This window comes from Lysinibacillus sp. FJAT-14745, assembly GCF_001275675.1.
In the GTDB taxonomy this organism is placed as follows: Bacteria; Bacillota; Bacilli; order Bacillales_A; family Planococcaceae; genus Lysinibacillus.
Window position 1 is genome coordinate 15077 of record NZ_LITM01000018.1, and the last position, 17002, is coordinate 32078.

Here is a 17002-nt window from a genome sequence, read left to right on the forward strand (position 1 = left end):
AAACAGCGGCAAAAGTTTTGCCGCTGTTTTCATTATGTTGAAAAATAAAATACGTGAGGAAATCCTTCATTTTGGCACTTTATTCGGTCGCTTTGGCGGGAGCATCTACGGTATTTGCAGTACTATCCACGGTATTGGTAGTTCTATTCACGGAATTGGCGGTTCTATCCATGGTATTGGTAGTTCTATCCACGGAATTGACGTTTCTATCCACGGCAATGACGTTTCTATCCATGATATTGGTGGTTCTATCCACGACAATGACGTTTCTATCCGTAGTATTGGCAGTACTATCCATGGCAATGACGTTTCTATCCACGATATTGGTGGTTCTATCCACGGAATTGACGTTTCTATCCATGGTATTGGTAGTTCTATCCGCGGAATTGACGTTTCTATCCACGAAATTGGCGGTTCTATCCACGGCAAGGACGTTTCTATCCACGAAATTGGCAGCACTATCCATGGAATTGACGTTTCTATCCATGATATTGGTAGTTCTATCCACGGCAAGGACGTTTCTATCCATGGTATTGGTAGTTCTATCCGCGGAATTGACGTTTCTATCCATGACAATGACGTTTCTATCCATCACTTCGGCCCTACATACCGTCGCTTAGGCTTCAATCCGTCGTTCCAGCCCTACATACCGTTGCTTAGGCTAATCAATCTGTCGTTCCGGCTCTTCCTTCCGTCGTTTCAGCCCATCTATCCGTCACTTCGGCCTCTCATTTTGCCGAAGAGCTATACTTTAATCAATATCACACCTTAATTTCATTGGTATAATAGTTTTCCTTAGTTATAACCCTAAATTCTTGGCAATAATCACTTTCATGACTTCGTTGGTACCTGCATAAATGGACATGACAGGAATATCTCGATATCTTCTAGCAATCTTGTATTCCTCCATATAACCGTAGCCACCATGTAACTGCATACACTGGACAGCAAGCTCACGTGCATTTTCCGTTATCCAGTATTTTGCCATTGAAACTTTTGTTACGACATCATTTCCTGCGATATGTTCCTCTATTAGAGATTCTAAAAATGATTTGCCAAGTTCGATTTTTGTCGCCATTTCGGCTATTTTAAATTGCGTATTTTGGAAGTCGCTAATGGATTTTCCGAAAGCTTGACGTGATTTTACATAATCAATTGTTAAAGAAAGCATGTCCTCAGCTGCCGTTTGTGCGGCGATGGCTACTGCTAAACGCTCTTGTTGCAGCTTTTGCATCATATAAATAAAGCCGTTACCTTCTTCACCAAGGAGATTTTCTACAGGTACGCGACAATCCTCAAAATATAGCTCGGCTGTGTCCTGTGCGTGCATGCCAACTTTTTCGAGTTTGCGACCTTTTGTGAAGCCTGGTGTCCCGTCTTCAATGACAAGGAGGCTAATGCCACGATGCTTTTTTTCTGCCTGAGGATTTGTTTTTACAGCAACGACCGCTAAATTTGTATGAATACCATTTGTAATAAATGTTTTTTGTCCGTTGACGATATAGTGATCACCATCACGAATAGCAGTTGTTTGGATGTTTGCCAAATCTGAACCTGTGCCTGGCTCCGTCATAGCAATTGCTGTAATATGTTCGCCTGTAACACATTTCGGTAGCCAGCGTGATTTTTGCTTATTTGAGCCGTATGCCTCAATATAAGGCACAACAATATCGTTATGCAGACCAACGCCAATAAGGCTCGAACCTACGCGCTCTAGCTCTTCTTGAATAATAACGCCAAAACTAAAATCTAATCCGAGACCGCCGTATTGCTCTTCTACTTGGGGGCATAGATAGCCCATTTCCCCAAGCTTACGCCAAAATTCAAGTGGAATAAGATGATCTTTCTCCCATTGTGGATAGTGTGGCTCGGCTTCTTCTGCTAAAAACTTGCGTAAGGTTTTACGAAATAACTCATGCTCTGTTGATTCGAATTTATATCTTGTCATATGAACAACGCCCCTTTTTCCCTCATACATGCGTAAATTTTCTCTTGCAATTACAATGTTACTTAAATATTCAGAAAAATTAAAGTATATTATTCAAAGATTTTTTACATAATTTTATAATAGATTGAAGAGTAAAGGGGATCTAACATAATATAGGTTCGATTTCGTAGGCGATGAGCACTCTAGCTATGTGCTGTAAACGACTTTGTGTAATCCCTTAGATTACGATATTGTCACTTTCCTAATGAGATTGTCATGTAAATAAAACGATTAAATTACAAGGGAAATGTACACTTGATATAATGAGCGGATTGGTAGCCCTTTTACACTTACTTTCTATTAGAAATACGTAATGCAAATGTAAATGTTAAGCATAATGTATAATCAACTAATACTATATGAAAGTAGGGAACTGAAATGCCTAAAGTAATCGGTGGAATTCTTTTATTAAGTATATATAGTGCATTAACTTTTTACTTAGGATGGGGATTGAGACATTGGCTTGTGGCGATGGGATGGTTCCGTTATCCAATTTTATATTGGTTAGTGCTGTATATCATTGCATTTAGTATTATTATTAGTAGATTGCATGAGTCTTTACGAATGTTTTCAATAATCCATAATTATTGGATGTTTATTTTTGAATACGGATTACTGCTTTGTTTGGCAGCACACTTGATTCTTTGGCTAAGTCCTTTTAAAAGTGTACAGATAATTGGTAGTATTGCAATTGCTACTTTGTTTGTACTAAGTTTTGTGGGCACTTATTTAGCGTATTCACCTGTTGTTCGGCATTTAGAAATAACGATGGATAAAAAGAGTAGTGAGCTAGAATCGATGAGAGTTGTAGTTGCATCAGATTTTCATTTAGGTGTTCTATCACATAAAAAACATTTACAGCGCTTTGTTACGTTATCGAATGAAGCAAAACCGGACATCGTCTTTTTAGCTGGGGATATTGTGGATGACGACCCTAAATGGTTTGTTAACGATGGAATGGCAGATGTGATGAAACAATTAACATCTACATATGGAGTGTACGGTGTACTGGGCAATCACGAGTACTATGGCAAGCAAATCCCTGAATTTATTAAAGAGATGGAAAATGCTAATGTAAAAGTTTTGTGTGATGAAACTATTAGAATCGATAATGTGATAGTATTAACGGGGCAAGAGGATATTACAAACAAGGATAGAAAGCAATTAGATGCATTGAAGACAGCAGATGACTTGCCTTGGTTTGTCATGAATCATACCCCAAATGATTTAAATACGCCTGCAAAAATGGGTGTAGACTTCCATATGTCAGGACATACACATAAAGGTCAACTATGGCCTAATCAGTATATAACAGCTCGTGTATTTGAGCTCGATCATGGTTATAAGATGAAGGAGAAAATGCATACACTTGTTTCATCAGGTTTTGGCTTTTGGGGTCCTCCAATGCGAATAGGCAGCCGTTCTGAATTATGGGTTGTGGATATAAATTTTCGTTAGTTGGTAAATTGGGCATGTGGCTCAAAATAACCCCACGTTATGGTGATGAGGCAGGCTACTCATAACTAAATGTCATAGTCATAGTATATGAAAAAGTGTATTTTATAATATGTTGGCATTTAATTAACAAAAGGTAAGGTGAAAACGTGGATATTATTGAATTATTAAAGGCGCTTATATTAGGCATGGTCGAAGGGCTGACAGAGTTTGCACCAGTGTCATCGACAGGTCATATGATTATTGTGGACGATATGTGGCTAAAGACAGAGGAGTTTTTAGGGATGTATCCCGCCAATACATTTAAAATTGTTGTTCAACTAGGTTCTATATTAGCCGTAGTCGTTGTGATGTGGAAACGAATGTTGAGCTTAGTAGGGCTATATAGAATCGAAGGACAATCTACTTCGATGAAAGGTCGCTTCAACTTAATGCATGTTATTGTGGGCATGTTGCCAGCAACTGTATTAGGTTTTGCATTTAAAGACTTTATCGATGATCATTTATTTAAAGTAGAGCATGTTATTTATGCTTTAGTAGCTGGGGCAATTTTAATGATTATTGCAGATAAATTTGCGCCGAAAAAACCAAAAGTGGATTCACTAGATAAGATTTCTTATGGTTTAGCATTTAAAGTAGGTTTAGTACAATGTTTATCGCTTTGGCCAGGGTTCTCTCGTTCAGGTGCAACAATATCTGGTGGTGTACTATGTGGTATGAGTTACCGTGTGGCCGCAGATTTTACTTTCATTATGGCAGTACCAATTATGGCGGGTGCTAGTTTAGTATCTGTACTGAAAAACTGGGATACGCTATCTATGGATTATTTTAGCTTCTATGTAGTGGGCTTCATTAGTTCATTTATTTTTGCATTACTTTCTATTAAATTCTTTGTAGCACTTGTTTCAAAAGTGAAATTAATGCCATTTGCTATTTATCGTTTAGTACTAGCTGCTGTACTAGCTGTTATTATCTTTATGTAATTAATAAAGTCACTCTTCTGGTTCAGAATGAGTGGCTTTTTTTAGCGTTTTTATCTTGTTTTAGGTAAAATTAAGTGGTTAATGAGTATTGTTTATAAGTAAGGTGGCTCAATCCTTGTTGCGAAAACAGATATTTTTTACCTATATATTGTCATTTTAATTGTTTGGAACTTATAATTGATTCGGAGAGTTTTTTGTTTTCGGATAATATCTAGTAGAATAGACATAGACACAGTGAGGTGGATAAATTGTTTCAAATTGGAAATAGACCGAAGAAAAATACAGTTGAAATAAGTGATGAATCAAGCATAGGGGTTATTATTCAAGATCAGGAACGTTTATTACAGTTAAATCTAGTAAATTTAACTAAAGAAGATTTGCAGTTGATCAGAAGTTTAAAACCGTATATTGAACGACATGTCTTAGAGGTAGTAGCGGCATTTTATCATGCAATTGAAAGTGTGCCAGTTTTACGTGATGTTATTGAAAAGTATAGCTCTAGTGAGCGTTTACGCCAAACATTACGCCATCATATTATAGAAATGTTCGAAGGGCGTATAGACGATGCATTTTTGGAGAAGAGAAGGCGAGTAGCGAAAATGCATGTGAAGATTAACTTGTATCCTAAGTGGTATTTAGCAGCCTTTCAAAATCTTGAAAAATTTTTAAGAAAGATTGTTTATAAGCTTCAATTACCGAGGGACGAAGAAGAGAAGTTTTGTGATGCCATCAGTAAAATCTGTAATTTCGAACAACAGATTGTCCTAGAGGAATATGATAATTATGCTAATACATTAATTGAGAAGCAACAGGATAGTGTTCGAGCACATGTAAAGGAAATTATAGGTGGGATATCTACGCAACTAGAGACTCAATCTCATAGTACTAATGAAACAGTGACCGAACTTGTTTATAACGCCAAGGAAGTGAATGAATACTTGAAGGAAAGTATCGATGAGGCAAAAACAATGCAAAAGGTATCGTCTGAAGGTTATTCTAAAATTACATTAATTAATGAGCAAACAGGAAAAATTCATCATAAGACAGTTGAAATGTCGGGTATGGTGGAGCAATTAGATCAATCTTCTTCAAAAATCAATGCTGTTATCGAAATAGTGAAAAGTATTTCTGGCCAAACAAATTTACTAGCATTAAATTCGGCTATTGAGGCTGCACGTGCAGGAGAGCATGGAAAAGGCTTTGCTGTCGTGGCGAGCGAAGTTCGTAAGCTTGCAGATCAAACGAAAAGTTCGGTTGAACAAATCGCGGATCTCATAACAATGTCTAATGGAATTACAAACCAAGTTGTTCAAGCAATTCATGAAATCCAAGAGTTGGTGAACAATAGTATTGAGCAAAACGCAGAATCTTTAAAAGCATTCGATGCAATATCTGGCTCAGTAGACGGTTCTATCTCAAACTTCCAAAACGTCGGACTGAAAATAACGGAATTATCAGGAATTATAGAATCAATTGGAGAATCTTCCGAGGAATTAAAACAAGCCGCCAATCGTTTAGATACAACAATCAGAGATTTTTAAAAACTATGCATAAAGCCTATGCATAGTTTTTTGTTATCACCTTAACGTGTGGTTGATTTCCGTTCCGACTGGATGTTTTCCTGGGGGCGTCGGGCTAACAGGTGTTTTTTGTGCGAAAGCGTAGCGACAGCAAAAGGGTTTTATCTGCGCGAAAGCGAAGCGGCAGCGGCAACAGCACGGAGTTACGAAGGCGTTATTACAGGACTTGATGCTTTTAGTCTTCGTTCCTCTATTGCTGATCTCCAAAGAGTCGCCGAGTTTTCACTCCAATTAACTTATCCTCATGAACCAACTGTTTAAACAAAATGTTATTCTCAATTTTCAGTGATAAGCCTAGGTTTATTTTTCGTAAATAATAGGACAAAATCGCTTATCTGAAGGATGAAACAACAAATAGACGGATGAAGTTTGTAGACTGATAAAAAGGACTAGCGATTACATATATAAGGATAAGAAATTCCTAGAAAATGAGCGTTCTAAGTGTTACGCTATAGGCGAATTGAGTAGAGGGGTGTTCGGAATATGAAAAAGAAATTATTTATTACACGAAAGTTCCCAGCGCATATAGTTGAGCCGTTGAAAGAGTATTATGATATTAAACAATGGGAGGAAGAGGAAATTGTTATACCACGGGAAAAACTATTGGCAGCTGTTGCAGATTGTGAAGTATTGTGGGTAACGATTGCTGACCAAGTCGATGAAGAGTTATTATTACATGCACCCAATTTAAAACTCGTGACTAATTTAGCAGTCGGATATAATAATATTGATGTCAAAGCTTTGCGTAAGCGTGGAATAATGGCGACTAATACTCCAGGAGTTTTAACAAATACGACTGCAGATTTAGTATGGGGATTATTGCTTGCGACTGCTCGAAGAATTCCAGAAAGCGAACGATATTTGCGTGAGGGTAAATGGAAAAGCTGGTATCCGATGCAATTAGTAGGTAAAGATGTTTCAGGATCCACTATAGGAATTATTGGTATGGGACGTATTGGTCAAGCGGTTGCAAGACGAGCAAAAGGTTTTGATATGAAAATTTTGTACAACAATCGTAGACGTCGCCATGAGGTAGAAGAAATGTATGGCTTTCAATATGTGTCGTTGGAGGATCTTTTAAAACAATCGGATTTTGTTGTTATTATGACACCTTTTAACAATGATACTGTAGGACTTATAGGAGCAGAGGAACTTGCTTTAATGAAGGATGACGCGGTATTAATTAACGCATCACGTGGTGGCATTATCGATGAGAATGCACTGTATGATACGTTAAAAAACGGTAAGCTGTGGGCAGCAGGGCTGGATGTCTTTGAACAAGAGCCTATTGCGTTGGATCATCCATTATTGACGCTTCCAAATGTTGTAGCACTTCCACATATCGGTAGTGCCTCGCTTCAAACTAGAACTGCCATGCTGATGTTGAACGTTAAAGAGCTTACCGCATATGGGCAGGGCAAGGCTGTAACGAATCGAATAGATTAATTGCACCGAAGATAACAGAAGTAGGAGTAATTTTTACGACAAAGCGGCTAAGCTCCGTCCACAGTGGAAATATAGGGTATAATTCAACTGAATTTATAAGAAAAGGAGCACATCGTAATTAGATGTGCTCCTTTAGCTAATTTCAAAGGTGTTCAAACATCCGCTGAAATTAGTAAAGCCTCCGAAGGCAATTATGCCGAGACATAATTGATTAAAAAGCGTCCATTATCTATTAAACATATCAAACAAACCGCCAATGCCACCTTCGCCTTTAGATTGACCGCCACCGCCTTGAGAAATTGGTGCTGCAGCAAAGACGCGGCTTGCTAAGCGGCTAAATGGTAATGATTGAATCCATACTTTACCCGGACCCTTTAAAGTAGCGAAGAAGATACCTTCACCGCCAAATAATGCAGTTTTTACGCCTCCAACCATTTCGATATTGTAATCCACATCAGATGTCATAGCAACTAAACAGCCTGTATCAACACGTAATACTTCGCCAGGTTGTAGAGTTTTTTCGTGAATAGCTCCACTTGCATGTACAAAAGCCATGCCGTCTCCTTCAAGCTTTTGCATAATGAAGCCTTCACCACCGAAGAAGCCAACACCGATTTTTTTCTGGAATTCAACACCTATTGAAACTCCTTTAGCAGCAGCTAAAAATGCATCTTTTTGACAAATAATCTTTCCGTTCAATTGGCTTAAATCCATTGGAATAATCTTACCAGGGTATGGAGAAGCAAAATACACATGACGTTTACCTGAACCAACGTTCGTAAATGTCGTCATGAATAAACTTTCACCCGTAATTAGACGTTTTCCAGCTCCAAATAATTTACCCATAATACCACTTTCTTGGCTTCCTCTTGAACCATCGCCAAAGACAGTTTCCATATGGATAGAATCATCCATCATCATTAAAGCTCCAGCTTCAGCTACTACTGTTTCTTGAGGGTCAAGCTCAACTTGCACGTATTGCATATCATCGCCATATAATTTGTAGTCAATTTCATGATTATTCATAAAGGGATTCCTCCAAAAATAGTTTTGTTATTGTATACGATTATAAGTTGTTTTAGTTTCAATGCATAATTAATTATTTTAGGAAAAAAGGGAATAAGCTAGTGAATGTCGAATATAAACAACTAGAATGAGTATTTTTTATTTTCACCTAGCTGAAAATTGGTGATTGTTTTAACTTCTTTTTGTGGGTGTCAAACATCCGCTGAAATAGAGGGACTCAGTCTAAGAACGCCACGTCCTGTGGCAATGACTGAGTGACCAACATCATGTTGCTGCCGCTGCGTTAGCACTACGCTTTCGCACAAAAAACATCTGTTGGCCCAAAGCCTCCGGCGGATTACTCACAAAAGACTTTCATCCGTAACTGACAACAATGTTCAGCTAAAAGAAAATAAAGCCTCTGACGATTGTCACCGATGTTATTAATCCAAAAGAATGCTCTTCAGATCTCTATATATTAAAAATTCGGAATTTTGACATATCTATTTTTATATACTATAGAGTAATAGATAATATCTGTCTGAAAGCAATGCAATTGGTAACAATGAGGCAGAGGCAACATAGATTGTTTAGGGGGTGTTTGTAGTGGAAATTAAAAACTATATCGGCGGTGAATGGGTAACACATTCACATTTACAAAGTATAGTAGTGACCAACCCTGCTAATGGGGAGCAGCTAGCTACAATACCGCGTTCTACTGCAAGTGAGGTAGATGAAGCGGTAGCGGTTGCAAAACAAGCACAAAAAACCTGGGCATTAGTACCTGCGCCTAAACGTGCTGACTATTTATATGCCATCGGTCAAAAAATGAAAGAGAAAAAGGAACATTTAGCGACCGTTTTAACAAAAGAGATGGGCAAGGTTATTGAAGAAGCTCGAGGTGAAGTACAGGAAGGGATAGACATGGCCTATTATATGGCTGGTGAAGGGCGACGGTTATTTGGGGAGACAACACCGTCAGAGCTGGCTAATAAATTTGCTATGAGTGTACGAGCACCTATTGGCGTTGTAGGTTTAATAACTCCGTGGAATTTCCCTGTGGCTATTGCTACTTGGAAGTCATTCCCTGCAATTGTTGCTGGTAATACGTTCATTTGGAAGCCATCGAATGAGACACCAATGATGGCGTATGAAATGGGCAAAATTTTTGAAGAGGTTGGTTTACCAGGCGGAGTGGCAAATATCGTCTTTGGTACGGGGCCAACAGTTGGAACAGCATTGATTGAACATCCAGATGTTAAGGTCATTTCATTTACCGGCTCTACAACAACAGGAAGTAAGGTAGCAGAGCTAGGTGGTAAACACCTGAAAAAGATTTCATTAGAGATGGGTGGGAAAAATGCAGTCATAGTTATGGATGATGCCGATTTACAGCTAGCCACTGAAGGCATTTTATGGAGTGCATTTGGCACTGCTGGTCAAAGATGTACAGCATGTAGTCGGGTGATCGTGCATAAAGATGTAAGAGAAGAACTAGAAAAACGTCTATTAGACGAAATGCAAAAGCTAACAATTGGGGACGGCCTAGATGACGGTGTGAAAATCGGACCTGTGATTAATAAAGCCGCATTAGAAAAGATTAATCACTATGTGCAAATCGGCAAACAGGAAGGGGCGACGTTGTTAGCTGGAGGTAGAATTTTATCTGAGCCTCCTTATGATAAAGGGTTTTATTATGAGCCTACACTATTTACCAACGTGAAGCCTGACATGATTATTGCACAGGAAGAAATCTTTGGTCCGGTCGTTTCTCTAATTGAAGTAGCAAGTTTGGATGAAGCAATCGAAGTAAACAATGGCGTAAAATTTGGCTTATCCAGTTCAATTTTCTCACAAGATGTGAATACGATTTTCCGCGCACAACGAGATTTAGATACAGGTATTGTTTATGTGAATGCTGGCACAACGGGTGCTGAAATCCATTTACCATTTGGCGGCACAAAGGGCACGGGGAATGGTCACCGCGACTCGGGTGTAGCTGCCTTAGATGTCTATACAGAATGGAAAAGTATTTATGTAGACTATAGCGGTAAATTACAAAGAGCACAAATCGATACAGAATAACAGATCAATGAAAGGGGATGTTCTTGATGAAAGTTGTTGTATTAGGTGCAGGTTTAATGGGGAAAGAGGTAGCTCGTGATTTAATAAAAAATAGCAAAGTGGAGCGTGTATTTTTAGGGGATATAGACGTGAATTTAGCGCAGAACTTTGTGGACTCGTTAAATACAGATAAGATTGAGGTTGTAGAACTTCATGCTGAGCGCGATGACTCGTTAATGGAGGTTATCTCAAAAGGCAATGTAGTCGTTAATGCATTATTCTATTCCTTTAATGAGCGTGTAGCAAGAGCGGCAATCGCGGCTGGTGTTCATTCCGTCGATTTAGGTGGTCATATTGGCGGTGTAACAGAAAAAATATTAGATCTAGACGAAGAGGCAAAAGCAAAAGGTGTAACAATTATTCCAGACTTGGGTGTTGCTCCAGGTATGGTCAACATTTTAGCGGGCTACGGTGCTTCGAAATTAGATGAGGTAGAATCTATTAAACTATTTGTAGGCGGTATTCCTACAGAGCCGAAGCCACCTCTTCACTATACGCGAGTATTTTCTCTAGATGGTGTCTTTGATCATTATACGGAGCCATCAAAAGTGATTCAAAAAGGTAAACTTCAAGAAGTTCCATCGTTATCAGGTGTTGAACCTATTTATTTCAAAGATTTTGGTGTGCTTGAGGCATTTTATACATCTGGCGGTATATCGACATTGTATAAGACATTCCCAAATGTCCAAACATTAGAATATAAAACGATTCGTTATAAAGGACATGCAGAGAAATTTAAGCTATTAGCAGATTTAGGATTCCTCGATGCTAGTAATAAGGTAGAGCTAGAAAATCAGGAGGTTTCTGTACGTCCAGTTGTTCGTGAGGCACTTAAAAAGAAACTTGAGCTTGGTACAAAACCAGATGCAGTGCTACTGCGCGTAATTGTAGCGGGTGAAAAAGCGCAACAACAAGTGACGTATGAGTACGAAATGGTCGTGCGTAAAGATATGACGATTAATGAAACGGCTATGGCTCGTGCAACAGCAAATACAATTTCTGTCGTTGCTCAAATGATTGGGGAAAATAAAATTACAGAGCGCGGTGTATTTGCACCTGAATCAGTTGTACCTGGCGATACTTATATTGAAGAAATGGCTAAACGTGGTGTTGTCATTAAGGAGACGTCTCATACATCTGCAATGATTGTGAAATGGTAGGTGCTTGGTCATGAATTTCGAATTTACCACTGAGCAGGAAATGTTACGTAAAACAGTGCGGCAGTTTGTGGATGCCGAGATACTTCCACATATTGCGAAGTGGGATGCTGAGGGCGGCTTCAATCCGAAGATTTGGTCAAGACTTGCTGAGCTAGGCTTAATGGGTGTTTGTGTACCAGAACAATACGGTGGTAGTGGGATGGATTACAATGCACTCGCCATCGTTTGTGAAGAGCTTGAACGTGGAGATACAGCGTTTCGCACAGCTGTTTCTGTTCATACAGGCCTGAATAGCATGACCTTAATGCAATGGGGAACAGAGGCTCAAAAACAGCAGTACCTTGTTCCACAGGCAAAAGGAGTTCGGATTGGGGCATTTGGTTTAACAGAGCCCGGAGCAGGGTCAGATGTAGCCGCAATGTCTACCACCGCTGTAAGGGATGGAGATTTTTACGTGTTAAATGGACAAAAAACATGGATTTCCTTATGTGATATAGCTGACCATTTTATCGTTTTTGCCTACACTGATAAATCGAAAAAGCATCATGGCATTAGTGCATTTATCGTAGAGCGTTCCATGGCGGGCTTTACATCGAAGGCCATTAAAGGTAAATACGGTATTCGTGCTGGTAATACGGGTGAGCTCTTTTTTGAAGATCTACGTATACCTGTAGAGAATCGCCTTGGAGAAGAGGGAGAAGGCTTTAAAATTGCGATGTCTGCGTTAGATAATGGTCGTTTTACAGTAGCTGCAGGCGCTGTCGGTCTTATTCAAGCGTGTCTCGAGGCGAGCGTGAAATACTGTCATGAACGCGAAACATTTGGTAAACCTATTGGTGAGCACCAGCTAGTAGGGCAAATGATTGCCAAAATGGAAGCGGGCTATCAAATGAGTCGCCTACTTGTATATCGTGTTGGAGAGTTGAAAAACAAAGGTGTACGTAATACGCGCGAGACATCATTAGCAAAGTGGCAGGCTTGTGATTTTGCCAATAAAGCTGCGGATGATGCTGTACAAATTCATGGAGCATATGGTTATTCGGATGAATATCCAGTCGCTCGTTATTTACGTAACTCGAAAGCACCGGTTATCTACGAAGGCACGCGGGAAATTCATACAATTATGCAGGCTGACTATGTATTAGGAAAACGTCAAGATAAGCCATTAACAAAAATGCTACCAAAATGGCCATTTGAAGAATAAGCCAGCTTTTATCAATGTATCTAAAGGAATAAAGAAAAAATACCAAATAAAAAACAATGTTGCGATTGTTTGTTTTTAGACTAATAGGGGCACAATCACATGCCCATCAAGCTTACCAAGTAAATTACTAGACACGAAAGATCCTTGTTTCAAATCTAGCAAGTGATAAAAAAATAGGCATGCTAAAGAAGCCTATTTAAACGCGATTTTTTCTTTAGGCAGCATGTCTATGCTTCACCGTCGTTTTATACACCATCTCTAGAATATCAAAGACGGTCAACTTCTTATATCTATGACATTTACATTTGAGCAGCTGAGACTTGTAAGGAAACAACTCTCTATTCTAGAATCAATAGAAAAGGTATTTACAGGTGGGCCAGTCTAACTATAGACTGGTCTATTTATAGTTTTTATTTAATCATTAAGGCTGAATTGTAACAAACGATCTGAAAATTCGGATAAATACGAACGGAGGTAAGGGTAAATGTTTGACAAAGCTTCGCTATAATGCAAGAATAATTTTTCTTGTAAAAATTTAAGATGAAATGATGGATGAATAGTTGGTTGAATGAAATGATATTAAAATAAATTAGGAGGAATCGTATGATACATAATAGAGTTATAGCCTTATTATTTAGAATGGGTAGCCTTATTTTTATATTATATGGTCTATTATTACGTATGGGCATCCTATCGGGCGAAATGAATTTTAAGATCTTTATGTACTATACTATCCAAAGCAATTTTTTAGCATTGATCTTGTTTAGTATACTTACTATACGTACAGTTAAGGGATTGATAAATGATGGGAAGACGGGAAGTGCTGGCTATTTTTCACGTTTTGAAATGATATGTGTAATTGATTTACTTTTAACACTTATCGTTTATTGGATGTTGCTAGCTCCTACTACCTTTACAATGGGTGGGAGTTTTTATCTTTGGAAATTTGATAATCTTGCAGTACATTTGATTACACCTATTCTTTGCCTTGTAGATTATTTTCTATTTACAGAATCTAATCATTTAAAATACCGAGATGTATATTATGTTTTGATATACCCACTCTCATATGTGGCATTTGCTACTATCACAGGTCTAATGGGATATGTGTACAGTATATCGCCAATTGATGGGAAACCAGTACATTACGCTTACTTTTTCTTTGACTACGACAGAGTAGGAGCAAAATCCCTTGTCTACATCGGTGGCCTTATAGTATTTTTCTTGGTACTTAGCCATATTATGTATTTGTTTGACAAGAAAGTTAATAAACCTTTAGTTGTAAGCAAATAATGTTATCCATAGCCAATGATCTTTTGGTTGGTTATTATGTTTTTGTAGTGATTACATCATAACTATAAAAAAGGGTCATTGCTTAGAATGATACGGATGTATACATATTCGATGTTACGTCTCCAAAAGAAATAGATATTTCTGTCGTAAATGAAAATCAAATTGGAATCATGGGTGCTTCTTCATGAGTCTGATATGCAAAATTGCGCATTTTATGGACAGGAAGATGGTAATATTATAGAAGGTAAATTTACTGCGGAACCAGGAAAGTATTATTTATATATTTATAAATTTGATAATGAAGACGGGACATATACAGTAAAAGTACAATAACATAAAAAAGCAGTAACAAACGTAACGAGAGGGATTCAGTTTCTCTCGTTTTTTACTGAGGAAAAATTCGGAATAATGTAACTTTTTAATTCTTTGGAAGTCTAATTAATAAACAAATTTACGAAAGGTAGGTAAATTGATGAAAAATAAATGGAGAGCAATTTTACTCATCACCGCACTAGCTATTTTGCCAGGAATTTTTATGTTGATGTCGGCCCCAAAAGTAGAGGCACAGACTACGAGTGCGAGTATGACAACTCATAGCTGGAAAGTTTCCTTTACTAAGGCACTAAAGGAAAGCAAAATAACGGAAGACAATGTTTACGTAACAAATAGCAAAGGTCAAAAGGTAACAGCAACAGTAACAGTGGGAGAAGATAAAAAGACAATAATCGTAAGCGATTTAGTACCTGGTAGTTATAAATTACATGTGAATAAAGAAGCGTTTGTACTAGATGGAACTAAAATGACATCGCAAGAAATAGCATTTACCATCATTGAAAAGCTTGAACCTGTAAAATCGGAAAAAGAGCTACAACAATATTTTGAATCACTTTTAGCTAATTCACATAAAGAACTGGAATATGAAGCAACCACGGAAATGGCAAAGAGCGATGACAAAGCGAGTGCAGACAACTCCTCTACAACGAATAATCAAGTCGAAGGAGTGGAAGAAGGGGATATTGTTGTTGTCAAAGATGGCTTTATTTATGCTGTAAAAGATCAAGGCATTAATGTAGTTGATGCGAAAGATCCGAAAAATTTAAAGTTAACGACAACAATCAAGCTGAAAGAATCACAATATATTTCAAAACTAGCATTATATGATCATTTATTAATAGTGATTGGGGGTGAATATCTAGAAAAAGTAGGCACAAGCATGTCGACAGCTACTTTGTATGATATTTCAAATCCAAAAAATCCGAAGCTTATACGTGAAATGGGGCAAGAGGGATATTTACAAGATATTCGAATTACAAATGACACATTATACTTAATCGGTAATATGTATCCGAATTATTGGATGCTAAGAGAGCAAAAAGTGCCGGATTTAAAACCGAAAACATTTGATAGTGTAGAAGGAAAAGAGTACAAAAGTTTACCTCTAGAGAAAATTTCTATTTTACCTAATACAATGGATGGAACATATAGTTTAATTACAGCAGTGGATTTAAAAAATGGTGCAAAAACAAAAGCGAATACTAAGGGATACTTAGGTGGTAGTAGTGGAATGTATATGTCGGAGAATGCACTTTATTTAACAACACCTATTTATGATGGAAATCCAGTGCCTGCTGCTGGTCGTATTATGGATATGATCTGGATGCCAAGAATAACGGATACACAAGTTTTTAAATGGGATGTTGATGGAACTGCCATGAATTTTGTAGGTACTACGGAAGTAAAAGGATCAGCGTTAAATCAATATTCAATGGATGAATATAAAGGTAATTTCCGCATCGTTACAACTGAAGGAAGTACATGGGATGAACAAGAAATATCACGAAACCACCTATTTATTTTAGATGAAAATTTACAAGAGCTTGGTGCAGTAAAAGATTTAGCTCCTGGTGAAAAAGTGTATTCTGCACGCTTTATGGGCGAAAAAGCATATGTGGTAACATTTAAGCAAGTGGATCCACTGTTTGTTATTGATGTGGCAGATCCGAAAAAGCCAACCGTGCTAGGTGAGCTAAAGATTCCAGGCTTTAGTAACTATTTACATCCATTAGACGATACACATTTAATCGGCATTGGCTATGATACCGAGCAACGCTATGATGCATATTCGAAGCGTAATTTTACGGTTACAACAAATATGAAAATGTCATTGTTTGATGTTTCAGATTTCAAAAATCCAAAGGAACAATCAACAGTAAAAATCGGTGGAGAAGGCTCGTACTCCGAAGTTCAATACAATCCTAAAGCGCTATTCCGTAATAAGGAATACCATTACTTTGGTTTCCCAGTTGTCCTTTATGATGCAGGGAAGGGGGATGAAATCGTCTACAAAGGTCAAGGCGCACAAATCTATGAAATCACTGCAGATAAAGGAATCGTACTTAAAGGAAATATTGTGAATAAAAGCATTGGCGATCAGTATGAAAGTTGGGAGCAGCGTGTACAGCGAGTAGTCTATATAGATGACGCTCTTTACACAGTAGCTAACAATGAAGTGAAGAGCTATCAGCTAAAAGACTTCACTCCACTTGATACATTAACTATAAAATAAAAAGAAAGTCCAATAAACTCAATCTTGAGTTTATTGGACTTTTCGTGTTGTTGAAAAACTATTGTGTCAATGCGTCTTATTAAAAAAGACGATTCTGCAAAGCGAGGGGTTGGTTTCCGTTCCGACTGGGCGGAGCCGCATTTGTTGTTGCTGTCGCTTCGCTTTCGCATAGACAACTTCTGCTTCGCTGCAGGGTCTC

12 protein-coding genes and 1 pseudogene are annotated in these 17002 nt (G+C 38.0%); 11 read left to right on the top strand and 2 right to left on the bottom strand.

Annotated elements, in window-relative coordinates; translation table 11 throughout:
• Positions 1 to 34: 34 nt before the first annotated feature.
• The gene (locus tag AMS59_RS25665; protein WP_156304762.1) at positions 35 to 772 is read left to right on the top strand and encodes a hypothetical protein; all 738 of its coding nucleotides are present in this window, start codon (positions 35 to 37) and stop codon (positions 770 to 772) included.
• A 27-nt stretch (positions 773 to 799) separates the two neighbouring features.
• Here the strand turns inward: AMS59_RS25665 and AMS59_RS23175 are convergent, their stop codons facing one another.
• Positions 800 to 1948, bottom strand: coding sequence for an acyl-CoA dehydrogenase family protein (locus AMS59_RS23175; protein WP_053486088.1), 1149 nt, complete (start codon positions 1946 to 1948; stop codon positions 800 to 802).
• Positions 1949 to 2365: 417 nt separating this feature from the next.
• On the opposite strand from AMS59_RS23175, the gene AMS59_RS23180 reads away from it, so the two are divergent.
• The 4 genes from AMS59_RS23180 to AMS59_RS23200 all read left to right on the top strand — a co-directional run bounded on the left by AMS59_RS23180 (position 2366) and on the right by AMS59_RS23200 (position 7451).
• Positions 2366 to 3445: a metallophosphoesterase gene (locus tag AMS59_RS23180; RefSeq protein ID WP_053486066.1), complete on the top strand. Its 1080-nt coding sequence runs from the start codon at positions 2366 to 2368 to the stop codon at positions 3443 to 3445.
• 146 nt (positions 3446 to 3591) lie between these two features.
• Complete coding sequence (locus AMS59_RS23185) at positions 3592 to 4425, top strand: undecaprenyl-diphosphate phosphatase (RefSeq protein ID WP_053486067.1); 834 nt, start codon at positions 3592 to 3594, stop codon at positions 4423 to 4425.
• A 239-nt stretch (positions 4426 to 4664) separates the two neighbouring features.
• Positions 4665 to 5966 (top strand): globin-coupled sensor protein, encoded by a 1302-nt coding sequence (locus AMS59_RS23190; protein ID WP_234007899.1) that lies wholly within the window; start codon positions 4665 to 4667, stop codon positions 5964 to 5966.
• A gap of 522 nt (positions 5967 to 6488) precedes the next feature.
• Positions 6489 to 7451, top strand: coding sequence for a D-glycerate dehydrogenase (locus AMS59_RS23200; protein WP_053486070.1), 963 nt, complete (start codon positions 6489 to 6491; stop codon positions 7449 to 7451).
• A gap of 225 nt (positions 7452 to 7676) precedes the next feature.
• On the opposite strand, the gene AMS59_RS23205 is transcribed toward AMS59_RS23200, so the two are convergent.
• Positions 7677 to 8477: a TIGR00266 family protein gene (locus AMS59_RS23205; protein WP_053486071.1), complete on the bottom strand. Its 801-nt coding sequence runs from the start codon at positions 8475 to 8477 to the stop codon at positions 7677 to 7679.
• 585 nt (positions 8478 to 9062) lie between these two features.
• Between AMS59_RS23205 and AMS59_RS23210 the strand changes: the two genes are divergently transcribed.
• The 6 genes and pseudogenes from AMS59_RS23210 (at position 9063) to AMS59_RS23230 (ending at position 16803) form a co-directional block, all read left to right on the top strand.
• Entirely contained in the window at positions 9063 to 10541 is a 1479-nt protein-coding gene (locus AMS59_RS23210; protein ID WP_053486072.1) for an aldehyde dehydrogenase family protein, read from the top strand.
• Positions 10542 to 10567: 26 nt separating this feature from the next.
• On the top strand, positions 10568 to 11740 hold the full coding sequence (locus AMS59_RS23215; protein ID WP_053486073.1) for a saccharopine dehydrogenase family protein: 1173 nt from the start codon (positions 10568 to 10570) through the stop codon (positions 11738 to 11740).
• Positions 11741 to 11750: 10 nt separating this feature from the next.
• On the top strand, positions 11751 to 12944 hold the full coding sequence (locus AMS59_RS23220) for an acyl-CoA dehydrogenase family protein (RefSeq protein ID WP_053486074.1): 1194 nt from the start codon (positions 11751 to 11753) through the stop codon (positions 12942 to 12944).
• 603 nt (positions 12945 to 13547) lie between these two features.
• Positions 13548 to 14237, top strand: coding sequence for a Pr6Pr family membrane protein (locus AMS59_RS23225; protein WP_053486075.1), 690 nt, complete (start codon positions 13548 to 13550; stop codon positions 14235 to 14237).
• Positions 14238 to 14329: 92 nt separating this feature from the next.
• Positions 14330 to 14570 (top strand): annotated as a pseudogene (locus AMS59_RS24625) (pre-peptidase C-terminal domain-containing protein); the annotation flags it as partial.
• A 139-nt stretch (positions 14571 to 14709) separates the two neighbouring features.
• Positions 14710 to 16803, top strand: coding sequence for a beta-propeller domain-containing protein (locus AMS59_RS23230; protein WP_053486076.1), 2094 nt, complete (start codon positions 14710 to 14712; stop codon positions 16801 to 16803).
• Positions 16804 to 17002: the final 199 nt, after the last annotated feature.